The organism is Pseudomonas fluorescens, from assembly GCF_040448305.1.
GTDB classification, from domain to species: domain Bacteria; phylum Pseudomonadota; class Gammaproteobacteria; order Pseudomonadales; family Pseudomonadaceae; genus Aquipseudomonas; species Aquipseudomonas fluorescens_BH.
Genome location: NZ_CP148752.1, coordinates 6,700,570 through 6,722,319 on the forward strand (window position 1 = coordinate 6,700,570; position 21,750 = coordinate 6,722,319).

16 protein-coding genes are annotated in these 21,750 nt (G+C 57.2%); 7 read left to right on the forward strand and 9 right to left on the reverse strand.

What is annotated here, in order from left to right:
• Positions 1-2: 2 nt before the first annotated feature.
• The 5 genes from WHX55_RS30705 to WHX55_RS30725 all read right to left on the reverse strand — a co-directional run bounded on the left by WHX55_RS30705 (position 3) and on the right by WHX55_RS30725 (position 7,154).
• Entirely contained in the window at positions 3-2,120 is a 2,118-nt protein-coding gene (locus WHX55_RS30705; protein WP_150757434.1) for a hypothetical protein, read from the reverse strand.
• On the reverse strand, positions 2,107-3,303 hold the full coding sequence (locus WHX55_RS30710) for a DUF3142 domain-containing protein (protein WP_150757433.1): 1,197 nt from the start codon (positions 3,301-3,303) through the stop codon (positions 2,107-2,109). Before WHX55_RS30710 ends, WHX55_RS30705 begins: the two co-directional genes overlap by 14 nt.
• A 109-nt stretch (positions 3,304-3,412) precedes the next feature.
• Positions 3,413-5,443: a pyridoxamine 5'-phosphate oxidase family protein gene (locus WHX55_RS30715; RefSeq protein ID WP_150757432.1), complete on the reverse strand. Its 2,031-nt coding sequence runs from the start codon at positions 5,441-5,443 to the stop codon at positions 3,413-3,415.
• A 63-nt stretch (positions 5,444-5,506) separates the two neighbouring features.
• Complete coding sequence (locus WHX55_RS30720; protein WP_150753787.1) at positions 5,507-6,133, reverse strand: glutathione S-transferase; 627 nt, start codon at positions 6,131-6,133, stop codon at positions 5,507-5,509.
• A gap of 118 nt (positions 6,134-6,251) precedes the next feature.
• Positions 6,252-7,154, reverse strand: coding sequence for a LysR family transcriptional regulator (locus WHX55_RS30725; RefSeq protein ID WP_150753786.1), 903 nt, complete (start codon positions 7,152-7,154; stop codon positions 6,252-6,254).
• A gap of 582 nt (positions 7,155-7,736) precedes the next feature.
• Between WHX55_RS30725 and WHX55_RS30730 the strand changes: the two genes are divergently transcribed.
• The 4 genes from WHX55_RS30730 to WHX55_RS30745 are packed head-to-tail and all read left to right on the forward strand — an operon-like array spanning position 7,737 to position 12,546.
• Positions 7,737-8,894, forward strand: a complete 1,158-nt coding sequence (locus tag WHX55_RS30730) for an AI-2E family transporter (RefSeq protein ID WP_150753785.1) — start codon at positions 7,737-7,739, stop codon at positions 8,892-8,894.
• 14 nt (positions 8,895-8,908) lie between these two features.
• Positions 8,909-10,420, forward strand: a complete 1,512-nt coding sequence (locus tag WHX55_RS30735; RefSeq protein WP_150724819.1) for a TolC family protein — start codon at positions 8,909-8,911, stop codon at positions 10,418-10,420.
• A complete protein-coding gene (locus tag WHX55_RS30740; protein WP_150757431.1) occupies positions 10,413-11,531 on the forward strand; it encodes an HlyD family secretion protein in 1,119 nt (372 codons plus the stop codon). Before WHX55_RS30735 ends, WHX55_RS30740 begins: the two co-directional genes overlap by 8 nt.
• Positions 11,521-12,546, forward strand: coding sequence for a DUF2955 domain-containing protein (locus tag WHX55_RS30745; protein ID WP_353741775.1), 1,026 nt, complete (start codon positions 11,521-11,523; stop codon positions 12,544-12,546). Before WHX55_RS30740 ends, WHX55_RS30745 begins: the two co-directional genes overlap by 11 nt.
• A 258-nt stretch (positions 12,547-12,804) precedes the next feature.
• Here the strand turns inward: WHX55_RS30745 and WHX55_RS30750 are convergent, their stop codons facing one another.
• The 3 genes from WHX55_RS30750 to WHX55_RS30760 are packed head-to-tail and all read right to left on the reverse strand — an operon-like array spanning position 12,805 to position 17,124.
• A complete protein-coding gene (locus WHX55_RS30750; protein ID WP_150728282.1) occupies positions 12,805-14,157 on the reverse strand; it encodes a transposase in 1,353 nt (450 codons plus the stop codon).
• Positions 14,150-16,165: a transposase gene (locus WHX55_RS30755; RefSeq protein WP_150728281.1), complete on the reverse strand. Its 2,016-nt coding sequence runs from the start codon at positions 16,163-16,165 to the stop codon at positions 14,150-14,152. The genes WHX55_RS30750 and WHX55_RS30755 overlap by 8 nt, the downstream gene beginning before the upstream one ends.
• Complete coding sequence (locus tag WHX55_RS30760; protein WP_150728285.1) at positions 16,162-17,124, reverse strand: transposase; 963 nt, start codon at positions 17,122-17,124, stop codon at positions 16,162-16,164. The genes WHX55_RS30755 and WHX55_RS30760 overlap by 4 nt, the downstream gene beginning before the upstream one ends.
• A 756-nt stretch (positions 17,125-17,880) precedes the next feature.
• Between WHX55_RS30760 and WHX55_RS30765 the strand changes: the two genes are divergently transcribed.
• Entirely contained in the window at positions 17,881-19,503 is a 1,623-nt protein-coding gene (locus WHX55_RS30765) for a TnsD family Tn7-like transposition protein (protein WP_151214283.1), read from the forward strand.
• 311 nt (positions 19,504-19,814) lie between these two features.
• Here the strand turns inward: WHX55_RS30765 and WHX55_RS30770 are convergent, their stop codons facing one another.
• On the reverse strand, positions 19,815-20,003 hold the full coding sequence (locus tag WHX55_RS30770) for an AbrB/MazE/SpoVT family DNA-binding domain-containing protein (RefSeq protein ID WP_150728279.1): 189 nt from the start codon (positions 20,001-20,003) through the stop codon (positions 19,815-19,817).
• A 351-nt stretch (positions 20,004-20,354) separates the two neighbouring features.
• On the opposite strand from WHX55_RS30770, the gene WHX55_RS30775 reads away from it, so the two are divergent.
• Entirely contained in the window at positions 20,355-21,140 is a 786-nt protein-coding gene (locus WHX55_RS30775; protein WP_151214282.1) for a hypothetical protein, read from the forward strand.
• Positions 21,113-21,700, forward strand: coding sequence for a hypothetical protein (locus tag WHX55_RS30780; RefSeq protein ID WP_151214281.1), 588 nt, complete (start codon positions 21,113-21,115; stop codon positions 21,698-21,700). The genes WHX55_RS30775 and WHX55_RS30780 overlap by 28 nt, the downstream gene beginning before the upstream one ends.
• Positions 21,701-21,750: the final 50 nt, after the last annotated feature.

Here is a 21,750-nt window from a genome sequence, read left to right on the forward strand (position 1 = left end):
CCTCACTGCGCCTTGCGGCGGCGACGGTTGATCAGCCACAACGCGACAGCTGTTATGACAATCACTGCGCCATATTGCAGAGGTTTTTTATAGGGTCGCAATGACGAACGCGCGGCATCGGTCACCTGCGTTACATAACGCTTGTCGGCATTCTGGAAATCCGGATACGGACATTGAGAGCCGAAGTTGAACGCCCAATCCACGTAGGGACCTTCTTTGACATAGCGTTGGTACAGCGCACTTTGTTCTTCGAGACTGCTATTCCATCCGTACGCCTGACACAGCACCGCGGCAAAAGCCTGGCTGCTGTGAGGTAAAAGGTCCGCCGCCTGGCTGGCCAGCGCCGTGGCAACATACCGGTAGTGGTAACGCTGATCTGGCTGGGCAGCGCTGACCTGCTGACGCTTCACTTCGTCTGCGGCCACCAGCGGCCCGACCTTCAGTTCCGCGCTGTCCAGCACGTAGTTGCCGTCAAACGTGGCGAAGTCCGGGGCCATTTCGTAACCGAGAATTTCCATTCCCGCCTTACGCGCGACGACAGCCGAGTTAAACAAGGCTGCCGCCCGCGTCGTCGGCCACCAAGCGGCATCGGCCTCTTTGCGCAAAATGGCATACGACTTGGCCTTGTTCTGCAAATCGACGTTATCGAAGTACGCCGGCGCCTCCTCGTAATGCCCCTCGCGCAACAAACGCCGCCCAAGCAGATTGCGCAGGCTCGCCGCCACCGGCAAGGGCACGTAGTTGTCGCGGTCCTGCTGGCTGAGCGGCAGGGGTGCCGGCACTTGAGTGTCAACGTAGTGCTTGAGTTCTTCGAGGGTCAACACGCGCTCGGCAACGGTGGCGGCGTCGAACCAGTAAATGCTTTGGCTGCGATACAGCTGATCGAAGGCTTGCAGGTAATCCCCGCGTTGCAGGGCCAGGATCGCACTTTCACCCTCGACCCGACATTTGGGCTGAAGCGTTTCGTAATCGAAGTCCGGGGTCCGTCGCTCGCCCCAGGATTCATTCTGCGGGAAGGCCTGGGCCGCTTTGGCATAGGCTGCGGCGGCCGCACTCTTATCGCCCTCGCGCACCGCCAGTTTTGCCCGCAACCACCAGGCCAATCCGCCATCGCCAGCATGTTCGAGGAAAGCCTTGGCGCTGGCGTAATCGCCCTGTTGATAATTCATCGCCGCCAGGCGGTCGGCGTTTTCGAGACTGCCACGGGTGCTGTTTTGCAGCAGCTTGATCATTTTTTGTTCGTTGGCCGGTTGATCGCCGAACGACCAACCCAACCGACTGATCAGCGATGCGGTCACCAGTTGCTGCACTGGCTGGCCCTTGAGCAACTTGGCCACTTGATCCTCCGGCAGCGTCATCAGGTCCGCCATCAATAGCTTCAGCGATTCGTAGCCCACCGCGGAGCCGTGCAGATTCTGCGTGGCGTACAGCTCGATGGCGCGGTTCCAGTCGCCAGCGGTGCGTACTACCCGGGCTTCTTCGCCGAGGCTGGCGACACCCAGTTCCAGTGGATCGCTGAAGCCGTCGATGCTCAGTTGCCGGGCTTGCTCGAAGGCCCTTGCGGATTGCTCAAGAAGACCCGGAGCCGCATCGGCTTCGACGCTCATGGCGAACAACGCGCGCCCCAGCGAATAAGCCGCCCAGGTGCTGCGCGAGGCCCGTTGCTCGGCGGGCAAGGCCAGCACTTTCTTGAAATACCCGGCGGCCAAGGCAGGATCACCCGCGCCAAATGCCACAGCGCCGGCCAGGTACAACCTGAGTTCAGGCGGCAGTTGCGCCCCTTCGGTTTCAATCTGACGGGCATCCGTCAGGCTGCGCAGGTGTTTCACCAACACTTGTTGCTCAGCGGGCAGTCCGGCTTGCTCGGCCTGATCCCGCAGCGCTACTGGGTCAGTTTCATCCGCGTAGTTGGCCCCAGCGGTGACATTCTTCAAGCCTTTGATGGCGTGGCCGAGGCGGCTGATTTCGAAGCTGAAGTTGCCTTCCGGCAGTTCCGCCAGCGACTGGCCTCGGTTATCCAGCAGGCGCATGGGGAAGTCCGGGCCGCAGGCCAGCGCCGAACCCAGCGGCAAGCTGAGGCTCAGGCAAAGCAAATGACGCGGCCAGTTACGGGTGAACATTCGAACCTCCTTGATCAATGTGTGCGCAGCGAGCCCAACCAATGGCACGCTGTCCGCCGGCCGGTATTCGGCCATCGCGCAGGCGGGTGAAGGTAAGCAGATCCGGACGCTGTTGCAACGCGTAACCGGCCAAGGCATCGGCCCCCTCGCAACCGCTGACTGCCAGTGTCAGGCGTTCGGGCCAGGCGCGGTCGAGGTTGCCCTGGTTGCTGATGCCGATGTCATAGAGGCCATTGTCGGCCGAGAGTTTCAGGTTCAATTGACTGTCGAGCGCATCACCGCGCGCCACAGCGCGCAAAGTAGTCAGGCTCCAGGCCCGACGGTCGTTGGCCAATGGCAGGCGAAACCAGATCAGGCCCGCAAGATGTTTCGGTGGATCGGCCCGCAGCTCGGTACCGAGGGTGCGTAACGACTGCGGATCGGCGAGCAACTCCCGGCGCAGTCCTTCGCGCTCCACCGTGACTTCGCTTTCCACAATGGGCGCGCCACCCGCCGACGGCAGCAACGCCACGCCATAGGCCGGCAGCGCCAGATAGAAGGGTTTTGTCGTGATTCGGCTCCAGGTTTTCGCCCATTGCCGGGCTTGATCGGCATCAAACAAGCCACGACGCGGATCGCTCACCGCGTGCACCTGCAACACACTGCTGTCGACTGTGGATAACAACGCCGACAGTTCGCGACTGTCGAGCCAGGACGGCAACGCGGTGATGCTCAGGGGCAACGACGTCGGCAACGCTCCGCGCAAATGCGCGAGAAACTGGCGATACGCCGGTAGCCGAGCGTTACCGGCGTCGTGGTCGATTTCCACGCCGGCGAGGTTCAATCCCTGTCCCTGCCAATCGCTGATCACCTGCCGGATTTGCGCCGTAACCTCATCCTGATCCAGCGCCTTGAGCTGCCCATCCAGGCGGATCACCGCAATCACCGGCCGGCCATCGCGCTTGAGCAGTGCCGGGTCAATCCGGGCCCGACTCCAGCCGGCGTTGGGGAAAGCCTGCAAGGCCAGCACTCGCAACGTCGAAAAATCGACGCGGCTGTCCCTGAGGGCTGCGTCGTGGGCCGGCGTCCACTGGCGCTGCCAGACGTAAAGCTGTTGATCCAGCGGCGGTGCATCCTGTCTTTCGCAACCGGTGGTGAGCGCCAGCGCCATCAGCAAGACCATCGAGCGAGTGAAAAAAACCATTGAAACGCCTGTTCCTGAAATTCAGAAAGGGCCTCTGCGGCCCTTTTTCGTTCTGCTCACTACCCTACCCAGCCATCGACCGGCGGGCAATATTCGCCTGCAATGATCGTCAGATATCGAGTACCAACGGCTGCGCCCCCTGCGCCGGAATCGCACAGCAAATCAGCACTTGTCCGTCATCCGGCACCTCCGCTGGAGGCAGTGGGTAATGCACCTGACCGCTGATCAGGCGCGTACTGCAGGTGCCGCAGGAACCACCACGACAACTGAATTCCGGACGCAGGCCACGGCTTTCCGCCAACTCCAGCAAGCTGCCGCCCTCCGGTTGCCAGCGCGCCTCCTTGGCCGAGCGCTGGAACACCACGGGTACGGACGTGGTGGCGGCTGGCGGTTGCTCGATGACCACCGCATCGGGGTCCGATCGCCGGCGCAAGGTGGACGGGCCGAAGGTTTCGGCGTGAATCCGCGAATCGCGAATGTCCAACTCGCGCAAGCCGTCGTACAGCGACTGGGTAAAACTCCCGGGACCACAGACGACAAAATCCGGCTGATCGTAGTCCTCGACTGTCAGCAGATCCTTGAGCAGCGCGACGTCGATCCGTCCACTGAGGTCGAAGTCCTCTCCTTGTATCGCCTCGGCTTCCGGTTGACTGAGCAAGCGCACCACCCGCACCGCGTCACCGGCATCCTCGAGCAAGCGATCCAGCTCCCGGCGAAACGGCTGGTCGGCCAGCGTGCGCGAACTCTGGATGAACCATGTCGGCCGGATACGGCGGGTGCGCAAACCCTGGTAAACCACCTCCCGCAGCATCGACAACAGCGGCGTGATGCCGACCCCGGCCGCCAGCAACACCAGTGGCCGACGCTCATGGGGCGCCACGGTGAAATGCCCTTGCGGCGCCCGCGCCTCCAACAGGTCGCCAACACGAATCTGCTCATGCAAATGCGTAGACACCCGCCCGTCACGCTTCACGCTGATGCGGAAAAAATCATCGGACGGCGCGCTCGATAGGCTGTACGTGCGAATGTGCACATCGCCGCCAATGTTGAAGCGCAGGGGCAAATGCTGCCCGGCCTGAAACAGTGGCAACCCGGCGCCATCGGCGGGCTCCAGGTAAATCGAGCGAATGTTGTGGCTTTGCGCTTCAATCCGCACCACCCGCAACGGCCGCCATTGATCGCCCAGGGCCTTGGCCTGCAAACGCGCCTTGGCCTGCTCCCAAGTGCCGGTGAGCAAACTGGTGGGTGAAACTCCGTCGAAGCGCCAGCGCAATGCCAGGGCGGCCGGGCGACGGACCACCTGCTCGACATCGATCGTCCACAGGCGCTCGGCTCCCTGGAACGCCTCGACCTGAGGACCGTCCAGGATGATTTCGGTGCGCCCGCTGAGTTGCAGCAAATCACCGGTATTGAAATCGATGAACAACAACCCCGCCCGGGGATTGAGCAGCAGGTTGCCCAAGGTGTTGAAATGCAGGTTGCCGGCGAAGTCCGGAATGGTCAGGCGATTGCCCTCCACACGGACGAAACCGGTCTGACCGCCGCGGTGCGACACATCCACCGAGCGCTCACCGTCGACATCCACATAACTGGCAACGAAGAACGTGTCCGCCTCGGCGATCATAGCTTTGGCCGCGTCATCCAGTTCGTTGAAATGCTGGGCGGCACGCGTCGAGGGATCGGCCAGCGGCACCGAGCGAAACTGGCGCAACTGAATGTACTGCGGGCAATTGCCGAAGGACTGATCCACCGTCACCGCGAAACCGTCTGTGGTCATGGCGCGAACATGCCCATTGATGCGGTTGCGGCGGCGGGTGTGCAACTCGATGCCCAACAGACCGATGGCCGAGCCGTCGCTCAACTGCGCGGGATCATCAAAGGCCGGCAGGCTGCGAAATTGCAGCAAGCCAGGTTCTGGTGAGTGGGCGAAACCGGGATGACCTTCCAGGATGCTGGCCCAGGGACGACCGTCGGCATCCACCGCTGCGTACAGCATGAACGGCAATTGCTGATAGAAGGTGCGGTGCTGGTCCGGCATCTCGCTGCGAATCACCTTACGCCCGAACGCCTCCATTCGTTCGGCAACGCCCACATGTGCCTGTAGCTGTTTCTCGCCAGCATGCCAGGGTGAACGGTCCATACGGTTGCTCCCTTGCGCCACTGGCGCAGAACGGGGCGGCCCGGTGTTGCCGGGCCACCAACATCAGGCGGTTTTTTGCAGGCCGGCGACGGTGCGCGGCATGCCGACAAAACCCGGCAAGGCTTCGATGCGGGCCAGCCAGGCGCGAATGTTGGCGTACTCGTCCAGCGACACATTGCCCTCGGGCGCATGGGCGATGTAGCTGTAGGCGGCAACGTCGGCAATCGTCGGTTCAGTGCCGGCCAGATACGGCGTATTGGCCAGTTCGTGATCGATCACTTTGAGCACGGCATGGGCGTAGGCAATCACTTCCGCAGCGTTGTAAGGCGCGCCAAACACGGTGATCAATCTTGCCCGGGCGGGGCCGAAGGCAATCGGACCGGCAGCCGCCGACAACCAGCGCTGGACCTTGGCGGCCCCTACCGGATCAGCCGGCAGCCAGCGGCCGTTGCCGTACTTTTGCGCCAGGTAAACCAGAATCGCGTTGGAGTCGGCCAACACCACGCCCTGGTCATCAATCACCGGTACCTGGCCGAATGCATTGAGCGCCAGGAACGCAGGTTGCTTGTGCTCGCCCTTGGCGAGATCAACCAAGATCAATTCGGTCGGCAGCTTCAGCAGGGACAGCATCAACTCGACACGATGAGCGTGGCCGGAACGTGGGAAGTTGTAGAGTTTGATCGCTTGCATGGTCGACACCTCGGGGTGAGTGCTGCTGTTCAGGAGAGATGGGTCGTATCTTCTACTCACATCCAAACCAACAGAATCACCAGCCAACGCAATCCATTATTTCAGTGCTTGAAATAATTCAACGCGTGAGTGCCGGATGCTCGCGCAGGGTCTTCACCGCGAAATCGACAAAACTGCGCACCCGGGCCGGCGCTTTGCGCCCGCCCTGATAGACCACATGGATGGGCAACGGCGGCAGTTCGAAGTCGGCCAGAATGATTTCCAGCTCACCGGCATCCACCTTGCTCGCCACTTGATAAGACAGTACCCGCGTGAACCCCAACCCCAGGCAGGCTGCCGTAATGGCCGCTTGATTGGCTGTCACCACCAGTCGCGGTTCAGCCCGGACACTCAAGGTTTCGCCGTCTTCAATGAATGGCCAACTCCTGAGTTGGCCGATAGCCGAGGTCGCGATAATCGGCGCCTGGGCCAGTTCCCGGGGATGCCTGGGCCGACCATGGCCGGCCAGAAACTGTGGCGAGGCGCAGATCACCCGCCGCACCTCGCCCACGCGGATCGCATGCTGATTGCTGTCGGGTAGTTCGCCGATGCGAATCGCCACATCGACGCCCTCCTCGACCACGCTCACCACCCGGTCCACCAGCAGCGCGTTGATGCAGACCTCGGGGAATTGCGTCAGATAATTCACCATCAACGGCGTGACAAACAGCTCTCCAAACAAGACCGGCGCGGTGATGGTCAGTTGCCCACGGGGATGGATATGGCTGCCCGCTGCCGAGTCCTCGGCTTCCTGCACCTCGGCGAGAATTCTCCGACAGTCTTCCAGATATCGCTGGCCGGCCTCACTCAAATACACGCTGCGCGTGGTACGCGTGAGCAGTTGCGTGCCAATCCGCTTCTCCAGCGCCGCTACCGCTCGGGTGACACTGGCCGCCGACAGACCCAAACCCCGCGCCGCCGCCGAAAAACCCTGCTCCTTGGCGACAGCAGCGAAGACCTGCATTTCCTGGAAGCGGTCCATGGGCAAGTCCTCATTTCAGATAGATAAGTCGCAATCGAAGGCCGGAATGTCAGGCGCAAGTGTTCAACAACATAGTTGGGCGTCCGACCATCAGGTAAATCAATGGGCTACTGCACTCTAGCGCCTGCACCGTAAAAACCAAGCGTGTCACAAACCTCAAAAACCGGACCGTGGATTATTGATAATTATTGAGGATTATTTTCTTGCGACGGGTGCGACTGTTGGCAATTATCCGGATCGGTCCGCTGCAACGGCTAATGCCTGACACGAAACAAGAGCCACTGGCTCGGCGCAGCTCGTTTCCAGGCAAGGGCGCGTCAGCGGACTCCATCAACTGCAGCAGAATTCCAGCCTGCATTAACAGGCGGAATATACGACTGCTCCTATACTACAAACCACCCTGTTACCTATTGGGTTTTTGGTAGGTACCTCGTTGAAGTTTTCTCTACTTAAAGTAAGGCGTTATGGGTTTTTAACGCTTGGACGGCTGTCCGTCGATCTTGCTTTATGGATTCACTTAGTAGGGAAGAGTTGAACTTCAACGGCCTGGCTAACCTGTGTGACACCGCAAGGAGTTCGACAATGTTGCGCACTAACATTTCCGCTAGAGCACTGTCAGGTGGTTTGCTCGACGTACTGATTCGCGCCGGGCTGATTACGGTGCTGGTACTGTTCTGCTTCCAGATCTTCCACCCCTTCCTCAACCTGATGCTCTGGGCAATGATTCTGGCCATTACCCTGTATCCACTGCATGGGCTCATCAAGCGCAAGCTGGTCAACAAGGACGGTCGTGCCGCCACCCTGATCGTGGTGGTCGCCCTGGCTTTGCTGATGGTACCGATCTACCTGCTGGGCACCTCGATCAGTGAATCGGTCCAGGGCACCCTGGCGGTCCTCAAGTCCGATACGCTGCAGATTCCGCTCCCCAGCGAAAAAATCGCTTCCCTGCCGCTCATTGGCGAGCCGCTCTATGGCTACTGGATGCAGGCCGCCACCGACATGAGCAGCGTGCTCATGAAGTTGATGCCTTATATCAAGTCCGTCGGCCTGACCTTGTTGGGCAAAATGGCTGACGTTGGCGTAGGTTTTCTGTTGTTCATCGGCGCCCTGATCATTGCCGGCGTGTTCATGGCCTACGGCGAAAATGGCGAAAGAAGCGCCCTGGCCATCACCTCGCGCCTTTCCGGACCAGAGCGTGGCCCTCGCATTACTGTGCTCTGCACTGCAACCATCCGCGCGGTCGCCCAGGGCGTAGTGGGCATCGCGTTCATTCAGATGTTGCTGGTTGGCGTGGGCTTCGTGCTCATGGGTGTCCCCGGTGCCGGGCTGCTGGCCATGGTGGCGCTGTTGATGGGAATCATGCAATTGCCGGTACTGCTGGTGACCATCCCGGTGATCGCCTATGTCTTCGCCACCGAAGGGACCAGCCTGGCCACCGTCGTGTTTGGCATCTACAGCCTGATTGCCGGGATGGCCGATAACGTCCTCAAGCCATTGATGTTGGGCCGCGGCGTCGATGTACCCATGCCGGTAATTCTGATTGGCGCCTTGGGCGGCATGGTAAGCGGCGGCTTCATCGGTTTGTTCATCGGGCCGGTTGCGCTGGCGGTGGGCTACCAATTGTTCTGGCAATGGGTCCAGGACCAACCGTCTGCCGAGGTCATGAACGAGACACCCGAGATCGAGGCGTTGAACGAGACACCGAAGATAGAGGCAACGAACGATCAGCGTCCTGTCTGAGGAGTTTGCGCTTGATGCCACGCCCTGCTCGCATCAGCCGGCTTCTGCTCTGTGGCACCGTCGTCCTGGGGGGCTGCGTGCAACTGGGCCCGGATTTCCAGTCGCCGGCCCAGCCCTGGGTCGACCACTGGAACAGCCCGGCCCTGGAAATTGCCGGCCAACAACACGCGCAACCTGACAGCCGCCAATGGTGGCGCGTGTTCAACGACCCGGTGCTGGACCATTTGATGGCCGAAGCCGATGCCCACAACCCCGACCTGCACGTCGCTGGCCTGCGGGTCATGGAGTCCCGGGCACAATTGGGCATCGCCCTGAGTGGACGCTACCCGCAATTGCAACAAGCCAGCGCCGACAGCCTGTACCTGAACCGTCGACAGTCGGGCGGCACCAACCCCCAGGACACGCATTTCTGGCAACACAGCGTCGGCTTCGATATCGGCTGGGAGCTGGATTTCTGGGGGCGTTTCAGCCGCGCCATCGAGTCGGCCGACGCCTCCTGGTTTGCCGCCCAGGCCAACTATGAAAATGCCTTGGTGCTGTTGCACGCGCAACTGGCGCAAAACTACTACGCCTTGCGCACTGCCGAGGCGCGTCTGGCCATCGCCCGCAGCAACGCCAAATTACAAAAACGCAGCTACGAGATCACCGAGCGCCTGTTCAACAGCGGAGCCGAAGCCGAACTCGATCTGCAACAAGCCAAGACCCAGTACTTGGGCACCCTCAGTACCATCCCGGATTTCGAGAGCCAGGTGGCGAGCTTGCGCAACGCATTATCCACCCTGATAGGCCAGCCACCCGGCTCGATCCCTGACCTCAATCGCAACACCGGCTTAGTGCCGCTGCTCGATACTGCGGTCTTGCAGGATGTGCCGGCCAACCTGCTGGTGCGGCGCCCCGATGTTCGTGCTGCCGAGCTGCAAGTGGCGGCGCAGTCGGCGTTGATTGGTGTGGCCGAGACCGACCTGTACCCCTCCATCAGCCTGCTGGGCAGCATCGTCTGGTCCGCCAGCTCGCTCAACGGTGCACCCAACACCCTCGACATGGTGGCCGGCCCCAGTCTGCGCTGGGACATCTTCGACCACGGCCGGATCACCAACAACGTCCGCGTGCAGGATGCGCGCTTGCAGCAATTGATCGTTATCTACCAGGACAGCGTGCGCCAGGCGGCCCGTGAGGCCGACGATGCCGCGACCGGCTTGATCAAGGCGCTGGAGCGCGACCAAATCCTCAGTGACGCATCGGTGGCCGCCGAACGATCGGTGACCCTGGCCAACGCCCAATACCGCGAAGGCTATTCGGATTTCCAGCGCGTGCTGGATGCCCAGCGCGCCCTGTTTGCCCAGCAGGATATCTACTTGGTCAACCGTGGCACCGCCGTCAACAGCCTGATCGCTCTGTACAAGGCCCTGGGCGGCGGCTGGTACAGCGACCAGCCGCTGATCGACCCGGCCACCCGCAAACAAATGCAAGAACGGACCGATTGGGGCGATCTGCTCGACGAACCGAAGGAAAGTGCCCATGACTGACAGCCAACAACCGGTCGACGAGAAAGCCCCGGCACCCGCCGCCGACCCTGCGAAAAAAGCCATCAATTGGGTGGTGCTGCTGATCATCCTGAGCCTGGTCTGGTACCTGATGGCCGACCGTTACACGCCCTACACGCAACAGGCACGGGTGCAGGCCTTCATTGTGCCGGTAGCGGCCGAGGTATCCGGCCGGGTGACCAAGGTGCTTGTACGCAACAACCAGGACATCAAGGCTGGCGAATTGCTGTTTGAAGTCAACCCGGAGCAGTACCAGATTGCCGTCGATCGCGCCCGCGCCGACCTTGAATCGACCCGTCGCCAGGTGGGCGCCAACACCGCCGGCGTCGATTCCAAACAAGCCTCCCTGCGTGCATCCCAGGCCAACGAGCTCAAGGCACGCCAGGACATCCAGCGGCTTGAACGCCTGTACAGCGAAGACCCGGGCACCATCTCGCTGCGGCGCCTGGAGATATCCCGCGCCACCCTGTCAGAATCCATCAGCCAGGTCGCCGCGGCCAAGGCCGAAGTGCAACGTGCACGGGAACAACAGGGCGGTAACGAAGACGAAAACGCCCAGTTGCTCAGCGCCGCCAGCAACCTTGAAAAAGCCGAGCTGGACTTGAGCAATACCAAGATCCACGCGCGCTCGGCCGGCCTGATCACCGATTTGCGCACCGATGTCGGCCAGTTCGCCGCCGCCGGTGCTCCGGTGATGACCCTGATCGCCATCCACGATGTGTGGATCAGCGCCGACATGACCGAAAACAATCTGGGCAGTGTCCAGCCCGGGACGCCGGTGTCCATCATCCTCGACGCCCACCCGGGCAGAATTTTCAAAGGCCATGTGCGCAGCGTCGGCTATGGCGTCGATATCGGCCAGACCACCCAGCCGGGCAGCCTGCCGACAGTGGAGAACAGTCGCGATTGGTTGCGCCCTGCCCAGCGCTTTCCGGTCATCATCGAGTTCGAGCCCGGTGAGTTGACCGGCCCGCAAGGGATCCGGTCCGGCGGACAGGCCGAAGTCATGGCGTTCCCGAGTGAAAGTAACCCGCTGAATATCCTGGGGCGCCTGTTCCTGCGCCTGATGAGCTGGATGTCCTATGCGTATTGAGCGTCCGGCCCGGGTTCAGCGCGCCCTGCGCCTGAGCTTCGGCACGGCGCTGTGCCTGGCGGCGAGCTTTGGTCTGGCCCTGCCCATCCCGTTCCTCTCGCCGATGCTGGCGCTGATGATGCTGGCGGCGATGAACCGACCGTTGCCGTTCAAGGCCAGCCTGGGCCTGATCCTGATCCTTATGCTGACCACCGGGACCGGCCTGCTGCTCATTCCCCTGCTGCGTTACTACCCGTTCAGTGGCGTGTTGCTGGTCGGACTCTGCCTGTTCCTTGCCTTCGGTTATGGCCTGCGCGGCGGCAACCCACTGGTGGCGACCTTCCTGGTGGTGGGCCTGACCTTGATCAGCTCTGCCGGAACCGCTGAATTCGCCCTGGCACTTGAGGTGATCGTGGCCCTGGTCAAGGGCCTGTTCCTGGCCGTCACCGCGCTGACCATCAGCCATTGGCTGTTTCCCGACCCCGCCAGTGCCCCCCCAGCCAAACCCGACCCGAGCCTTACGCCAACCGAAAGCAGTTGGCTGGCGCTACGGGCCACGCTGGTGGTGCTGCCGACGTTCCTGCTGGCCATGATCGACCCGGCCAGCTACCTGCCAATCATCATGAAAGCCGTCAGCCTCGGCCAGCAAAGCTGCGCGACCAGCGCCCGCACCGCCGGCCAGGAATTGCTCGGCTCGACCTTGCTCGGTGGCCTGATGGCGATCCTTTTCTGGTGCGCGCTGAGCCTGTTCGTCAACCTGTGGATGTTCTTTCTGTGGATGTTGCTGTTCGGTTTGCTGGCGGCCAGAAAGCTCTATGGCCTGGCCCGGACCGGACAACCACCGAGTTTCTGGCTCAACAGCCTGGCGACCCTGATCATTCTGCTCGGCCAATCGGTGCAGGACAGTGCCGCGGGCAAGGATGTCTACACCGCCTTCGCCATCCGCATGGGCCTGTTCATCCTGGTGACCTTGTACGCCTGCGTCATGGTCCATCTGCTCGACACACGGCGACAACGTCGAATTACTACCGCCTAGAAACAGAAAAACCCCCTGAGAAGGGGGTTTGAAAAACGGGAATAGAAACTGTCGCAATAGAGGCCCGGAATCCGTGGCCTCCAGCGGTTCTCAGGGAAATTTATAAACTGTCGCAACCCCTCAAAACAGCCATTTTGTTCAATGCATCAAGGAATAGAAACTGTCGTAACGTCTCAACTTATTGAAAATAAAGAATTTTTTACTCGAAAAAGCCAACAGCGCTTACTGTCGGACAGCTTCGGGTGGGTGTCTAGCGCTCTATTTCGGCCGCTTTGGTTTGGGTGGAGGCCCCATTGACTCAAGCACCTGGTGGAACGCGCTGATCAACTCATCATCCGTCGCCTTGGGTATCCGAGGCCGCTTGGCAGGCTTAGATGGCTTGGCAGTGGCCCCAGGTACCGAGGACTCGATTTCCTCTATTGCCGATCGCTCCCCCTCGTTTAGCGAAGCATGGAAAATCTTATCTATGACTCGGTTATCCCGGTCCGATCGGACAAACTGAACAACATTGGACTTCAGGGAAATAGGCAGATCAAATGGGCACCTAAGGTCCAACCTGCTGCCAGTATTCCTGTTTTGAAGTGCCTGTCGGTGCAGCTCCTCTAGGTCACCCCGGTTAGCCGAATACGCCACTGACAGGTAAGCACGATGCACATCGGCAAGAGAGATGCTTTTTCGTCCAGATGCGCGAGCCTCGATGTACGCCAACTTTATAAGCTGTACGGCTAGACGCTTAATGCCAAACGTTGATCGGTACATCTCCTCAACGAAATCATCGAAATTGACGTCTAGATGGCCATTGCATACCCGGACGCATTCGCTCATGTAGTCGCGCCACGCTTCACTATCAGGAGCATCAGGCAGCATGATCCGCGGTTCGGCAAGCAGGCGCTGCTTGTCCTCGCTATTCCTCCCAAGCAGCTTATGCACCAGGCTGTAATTGGAGACATAAACCATGGGCGGACCAATTGCGGCCATTGTCAGGAGAATATCAGTGACTCGAGAGACACCTTGACCGGTGTTTATATGCTGAGTCTCTTCCAGCATCAGCAGTGACACACCATCCCTATTTGCACGTCTGCGGCATTCAACCAGCAGCTTTGCAACATTCGAGCGTGTCTTACCTACATCATCATGAAGGAAGTCTAAGAGCAGCTGCCTTCCACCCGCTTTCCCTCTTGCGCTTGCGTACCAATACGAAACGAGTTGGTGCACGCCTTCAAAATGATCGGCAGTAAAATCCACAGGCTTGGGCAGAACCTTCCTCAGCGCAGCGATGGTTTGGCTTTTTCCGATTCCAGCTAATCCGGTCAAACAGAAAGGTGCTACCTCCACCTCTGGCGGACAATAGACACGCGAGAGGTATGCCGCTTCGCTCTCAAACATTTTCCGGCAATACAGAGAAGCTTTATCAATCATCTCCTTTATGAATTCTAGAGAGAATTGGTTAGGCAAGTAGATCTGCTTCAGGGTATCAGCCAGGACCTCCGCGGAGACCAATGCATCCGAATCGCCTAACTCTCTGATCAGATTCGGTCTGACTGTGACCACATCGCGAATTCGCCCTATGTCTGAACAGCCTTCGAATCTAGTGAACATTGCATCATTCATGTCGTTTTCCCCTGAAACGGTTGTAGTCAGCTATATCACGCTGGGCTGCTGCGCCTTTCGCAGCTCTGCCTGTGATCCGCTGACCACTGTCCCATTCCTTGCCAGTGTCCCTCCTGAACCTTTCCATGTAGTCCTGTTGTATGGCCGACTTTTCATCCCTCAATGCAGCTACGGCACTCCGCCGTTTTCCATCTATTTCTTTAAGCTCCTGCAGCGAGATATCAATGCTGCCTTCCAACGTACTTGCTGAGCGAACAAAGTCCAGCTCGAACAAGGCGCCATCCAACTCAATCCATATATGTCGGACACACATGGTCATAGCGTAAACGCTTGTTGGAATTGCCCCTTTTCTAGCAACGCGATCAAATACCCGCGTATTGACCAAGGCCTGCGACCTATATCTACGACCGTAAAAATAGACGGCGTCTTTTTGTATAGTTGCCGGATGTTTGGTAAGAAACGTTCTTACTGCCTCATCGAAAGGCTTGCTTATCGAGCTGTTTCGCCCTCTATCGTCCAAATACCTCCATATATTCCGAGGCGTCGGCGTGAATCCGACCAAGAGCATTTCTTCCGTCATACGACGGCTCGCATCGGACGTGTCATTGTCAATGAGAACCTGATAAATTTCGCGCCGCGACATTTCAACGAAATTTAAGGAACTATGGTAGTACGTGGGCTGATCCCGATTCTGTTTCTCTCTCGGGTGCGATGACTCCACCGTTGCCTTGGACTGACCAGAATGGGTTGGAGTCAGCTCAAATGTACCCAACCAGCTAATTTCCGCCTCACACTCAAAGTTTGAGCCTGGCCCCCTGTCAAAAATCAAATTGCTCGAAAGACCTACGCAAGGCCATTCGCCTAGCTTGATCTGAACGCCAAACAACTCTCCGAATTTGACTTTATCAATAGCCATGGAGAAAAGGGCCATCCTGTACGCCTCCATGTTCTCTTTACCTTCAGAAAAACCTATTCCAACCACGGCTCCGGACAGTCCGCAAACAGCGCGAACGACGCAAAAACTGTCCACAGCACTGCCTTCCGTTAGACCAGATAGTTTTTCCGAGATGTTGTATCCGTCAAACTCAACAACCTGGTTGAGGTTCGACAGCTGCTCAGCGAAGCTACCCTCTGATCCGGATTGAGCCCTTGCTTTACTGGCACCTTTCAGCTCGCGAGCAAGTGCGGCCGAACTAATCAATTTTCGTACCCAGTACACGAACTGATCGAAAGAAGGAAAGGGCTTCCCGGCAGGATGGGTGTATATCCTGGTACCATCCTTTTTGGTTGTTACGACACAACCGAACACTTTAGTCAGCACATCACCATACAGCTTATTTTGTGTCGTGTAGGCAGACTTGAACTTCACAAATCCGGAAATAATCATATGCTTCATTTCTTCCGTGACAGGAAATCCATATTTTTTTCCGGCTCTGGCAGGTCTACCTAGTTTTCGAGAGCCTACCGGCTTTTCCTTGCTCCAGCCTCCGATACGGTGAAGCCTCGGTAGCAGCGCCCACTTGTTGTGGCCAAACACTATATAGCTGTAGAACCAGAATCTCAGGCGTCGAGAGTTTTGCTGTGGTCGCTGGCTTTTGGCGTGGGCGTTTATGATGGCGCTCGGATTGTCTGCCGCCAGAATTTCTTGGTACCTATCGACCAGCTCAGCGATCGCCATATACCGGCGATTTACCTTTTGGTCGTAGCTTTCCTTGGTATAAATCCGACGGCTTTCCAAATGAGAAATTGAAATGCCCTGGATATGGGAGAGCCACGGTGGATACGCTTCCCCGTCGCACACCTCAATCAACGCTCCGCCCTCGAGCGCGGCCTCGAAGTCGATCCTGGTCAGCGTTATCAAATCAGCACTAATATCTGAGCCGTCCTCAGCGAAAAGAACAAGTCTCGCCCGATTCCTAGCTGAGTCACTCTGTAAGAAATGATATGTCAGGCCTTTCAATAAGCTTTGAAAGCCTTCTGGCGCGATTACACGCGCGCCAATTATCATGGCTCGACCTCCTCAAACAGAGATCCATAAATAGAAAGGAGATCCCGTTCTTCGCTATTCAGTGGATGGTCGATGAGAATCGGTTCAAATAAACTAACCAACAGATCTCGATTCCAAATGTCTTGGTAGATTCTTGCCAAGAACTGGTCTCGAAACCCCCAACGAGCCCCGTATTTGATTGCGATTCTAGCTACCGGATAGCCTGACTTAACGGCTTCCTTGATTTCGCAACTGAACTCACTTAGCACCTCAGCATTAATATTTGTAGGAAGGCCATGAGCCCCATACAACAAATCTAGGTTTGCAATCACGACAGGGTCGAGGTGGTCGAGCGATACCTGTACGGTTCTTATGCCCGCGCTTGAGTAGTAATATTCTTCAAGCTTAGCCCTCAACTGGGCGCGATCCCGATCCTTTTTTTGCTGAAGTGGTGTTTTCACACCCAAGCGGTTTCTTTCGACGAAAGCCTCTTTTTTGTCTTTTACAGTCCAATTGACGGCATATGGGATACCGCCTTGACCACACATGTAAAGCAACAGGTCACCCTGATAAGGAAATGGCACTTTTTGCGGCCGGCCATTCAGGTTTTCTACCGAGATTTCGTAATGCTTGAAACCAATCTGTTTCGCAACTTCTACGGTACCCGTGATCGGATGTGAAAATCTGCCTTTGGTCAAAGGATGGCCATGCAACGGATGCACCGATGTCACGGGGGACAGCATTTTCTGCTCATGGATATCGAGAAGATCTGGATGATAAAGCGCGAGTTGTGTGAATACCCGCTCTGGTGTGGACATGGCGTGCAATGTCCGACCTAGTTTCCGGCTATTCAGCCGGCTGATGCGAGAGCCTTTTGGAGCTTCGCTGGTGACGGCCAATGTTGAGGGTATATATATATCACCCCACTTGAACCGGCCTTGACGACTCACTATCAGGCTAAATTTCTGCTGCGGTGTCATCCAAACAAATCCAATGTCTTGAGCCCTCTGCCGAACATCAGTCATGCATCACATGGCTGACTCATCAAAGAACCCCGCACCTCAAAAGTAAGCGAGCAAATACAAACCTCGCCGTTCACGATAAGAAGTTTTCTTGGGATGAGCGGAGCCATGCAGGACTTGACGTCCCACACGCATGGAATAGACAATGGATTTGTCAGGAGTCCCAATATCTGACAACTCCACAGAGGCCCAAGGTAGCACTTGGGCCTTTGCCTATCTGACTCCTAGCTCTTGGTGTTTAGCTGGGTGTCATATCATTTCCTCGTTCTCTCTAGGCTCGTATTGTTGCTAGGCCCCCAGTGGTAGCACCACTCATCAAGCTTACTACAGCCTTGTATGGCCTGGCCTTAACCCACCGGATGGATCGGGCCTATCAGGTCGTCTCTGGCAATTGTTTTGTATAGTTCCCCGTTACAAACTTCGGTTAAGCGAATTATGGTACCGCCAGAAAATGCTCGCTGACAACAAAAAATAGACTGGAAATTCCGCCTCTGGAGGCGCAAATCAAGCGACTGTTCGTATTTCTGGACTAGCACCCAGACGCCACCACTCGCAATCAAAATAACCTAACTGATTAAAAAAATTTTCTTTAGACCTAATATTTACTAGCAGCTTAATTATAGCTAACAAGCCAGCGCCTCATAACAAAGCAGTTCTTATCGGAAGGCTCAGATTGGTTAATATTGATACTCCCAACTTATCTTGGTCTTGGCTATGGACGTTCCGCGCACCACACCACAAGAGCAAGACACTCCTATCCTTTTACGCTGGCTTATCGACGAGACATTCTTTAGCCTTTGTAGCCGCTATCACCTTTTTTCTGGAAATTTTTCCCCCTCAACAACATCCAATCAACTAGTCAGCTCAACAGAGCTTGGAATTAAGCACGACTTTCCATTTAATCTGGACACCCTAAAATCTAATGGTTTCGCTGCTTGGGGAAATTCAGAATCGATAATTGCCGGCCATACTATTCTTCCTCTATTTTCTCCATTCCAGTCTGAGTCGAATATTCAAGCTGCTATCGCGTCAATGAAGTCTTCCAAGCTTGGCTCGATTAAGTATCGTCTAGGACTTCTGACTGGTCGCTTTGGCGCCGAGCACCCTTTAAAGGCCTGCACTACATGCATGAGATACGATTTCGCTACTCACGGTGTTTCCTACTGGCACCTGGCTCATCAATATCCAGGAGTCATTGTGTGTCCAGTCCACCACCAGCTGCTTCGGGAATGCATTCACAATCGTCGGTGGTCTGGGCGTTTTCTATGGACCTTGCCAAGCGAAGAGGAACTGTCACCTTCCCCAGAAATTGAGCCTTACTCGGCTACACAGGCTGCACTTTTACAGCTGGCAACCGCGGTACTCGACCTCGCGGCGATAGGGTTCAGTAGGACCTTTGATCCTCAACTTGTAAGTTCTGTGTACTGCGGCGCATTGAACAGATTCGGCAAATCGAATGCTGCTCTGAAAAGCGCTGCCGCTTCGCTTTCGGAGCACACCGCGCTACTACAGTCTTACCACCCGCTAACCCATCTCCCTTCGACGGCTGAAGGTGCCGCACCGTTTATCGAGCAATTCACACGCTCCCCCCGCGGGCACTTTCATCCTCTAAAGCACTTGGTGATGATTACCTGGTTGTTCGACAACCTTGGTTCTTTTATGGATGCCTACGAGCAAGTTGAGTTTCAGGAGCACCTGAGGCCGTTGGTCAAGGTTGCCGGGGCTAGCCGGATGCTCCCTGCTCTTGGACGAGCCGAGCCTCATACCGTCGCGCATGTGCCGAAAGCAAGGCCGAGGCCAAAAAAGCTCAAGCCCTCCGTCCGATCTGCGGTCTTAGAGCTTCTCGCTGGAGGGGCCTTGAAATCGGATATCTGCTTGCGGTTCAACATCACCATTTCGACGGTAAACAAGTTGCTCCGCGCAGAACCCCTAGCGCAACGCGCATGGGCCGAAGCACGACATCACCAAACTTTACTGCAACATCGAAACGGTTGGAGTGCACTGATAGCTCAGGCGCCTGATCTGAGCACCAAGGCGCTCCGAGGGCATTCTCCCGGGACATATGCCTGGCTTTACCGAAACGACAAGGCTTGGCTGCTCTCACAGACTACACAGCTCCCCGCAGCACGACAGGGCAACCATTCGAAGATCGACTGGCTGGCTAGAGATCGAGACTTGGAGCAGCTCGTTCGGCGCTCACTGATCGACAAATTCGGCTCAGACAGAGATCTGCACCTCAGCAGATCGCAGATCTACGCTCTGGTACCAATCCTCCCAACATGTTTGGAGAAACGAAGCCGTTATGAGGGCACCCGAGCCTTTTTACTTGGGGTGTAAAGGAAACAATCATGTCGAGTCTTGGTTGAGGTCACTCGGGCTGGCTAAAGGTTGTGCCAGTTTCGACCCAGGCTGTGTGAAAACGCATACTCCGTTTTGAAGTCTGCGTTGCTACGTAAAATCTGCCAGCGTTTGGTTAATCAGCTGCCCGTAAATTTGCGTACGAACGCGATTTCCGTTCCAGTCCTGGCCGGGAAACCTGCTCCAAAACGTTTTCACACAGCCTGGACCCCAAGCGGACTGTCACCGCCGCTAAGATGTGCCGTTCGCGAATGCCCGTTTGAAGATAAGGTCAAGCGCGCCGGCGCGATTCAGGGTATAGCTGAGTCGCTCGACTTCGGCGTCAGAACTATCGCGCCGTCGATCACTTCAATGGTCAGTACGTCGCCGATGCTCAATCCTAAACTGGCGAGTAGTTCAGGCGGCAAGTCAATGATGACGTCGCCGCTTCCATCCGCAGGATCTTGGCATTTCACTGTCCAGCGCTGGGCTTCGGTCATGATGTTATTCACACTTTGGTCTTGGCGGGGATAATTCATTATGCTCGCAATATCATCGCCAGTTTAAGCGTGCTGCTGACTGGGAGTGACTTCTCCTGACCGTTTTCTGCCTGTCGTGACAGGCAACAATCGGCCAATAGTGGTCATTCAGGTGTGACTGTGAAAGTAGGGCAATTCAGTCTTTCGCTGAGTTCGAGAAGGCGTTGACCAATGCCGGTGCCCTTCGGTGAATCGCTGGTTCCCCCAGCCGGCACCCGGTAGGATCACCGCTTGATTAGTCAGGGGAGAACAAGGACTGATGTGGATGATACCGAGTGGATGGTCCAGTGCGCCCTCTCTGAGAGGCACAGCGTGCTGACCGCAATCCTGCATGGAAAAGCCGGTCGGGTAGACATAGACGACCAGGTGCTCAGTTGGCGGGAACTGTTCCGGAAGCGAGAAGACTTGTTGACCTCGGTTTTTTTTGGCCGACTTCACTACCTCAGTGAACACACCCAAGCCTTTGCTTTAGCCTTACTACTTGGCAAGCCCCTGAGTGATTCATTGGGCGCGCTGCAGAACATTGAGTTCTGGCCCCGATTAAAAGGCCTCGAGGACCGTCGGTATGTCGAACCCGATGTTGTCCTGCATTTTGATGAGCACCTTGTTCTAGTCGAGATAAAGCCGCCCTTTGGCAAAGATCAGTGCAAGGACCAGTGGTCTACAGAAGTCCAGGCTTTGGAGCTCCAAAACGACGAGCGTAAATCAATTATTTTTCTCGCCCTTGGGCGCAACGTGCCCGCTTGGAAATCCGAAGCTGCGGATCTCGAAGGTGAGTTCTCCAACATCGGCCTGCGTGTGGTTGCTCAGGAATGGCAAGTGCTCAAGGATGGGTTGAACGAGATGTCGGACACCCTTGATGCGCGTGACAATCGTATAGTCGCCGATTGGATGGAAGCATTCAGCCTGTATGGCCTGAGAGATCGCCCTAAGCCCTTCGCAACTCTGCTGCCACTCTGCATGGGTGACGGGGTAGATGCAGCCCTCAGCGTGCTTAGGGACATTCCCCTCAGTACACAGTGGGGCCCCTTGGTTTCACTGGCCACCGACTTTGAAAAGGAAGAAACACCATGGAAATTTCTCACGAAGATGCGCTGACGCTGGTTGCACAGGTGCAAAGGGCTCACCGCTTGGCGGCGGGCTTTTACCAACGCATCCTGCCGGCGCTTGAGAGTATTGCGCATTCGTTGGACACGAGCTTTTGGTATTGGGGGACCGATGTCTTCTCGCGCCCCGCTGGACGCAACAGCTACCCTGGCAAGCCATGGAGTTGGGACCTCCTGCCAATGAGCGCTCCATTGTTCGTGTTCTTACGCCAGAACGGGCCTCAGATGCAAGTCACCGATCTGGTGGTGGAGTTCCAACTGCAGCTCGATCCTGCTTTGATCCCAGCCAGCAAGAAGGGGCAGCCTGATCCAGTAATTATGGGCGCATCCGAGCCTTTACTGCAGGTCTATCTTTACTGGCCCACCGAAGAGGCACAAGAGGAGCTCAAGACGGAATGGGAGGCAGCCAGCTATCCAGTTGGTCCGGTGGGTCAAGTGGAGGCCGTGTCGCCAAAGCTCAGTGCTGTCAGACTGGAGTTCCCCTTCGCCGAATTCGTCCGAGATGCTGGGGCGATAGAAGTGGCATTAAAGACTCACCTTCCGATCAATTAATCATCACGTCTTCTGCCTAATGGACAGATGATTGCGTCGGGTCGTCCGGA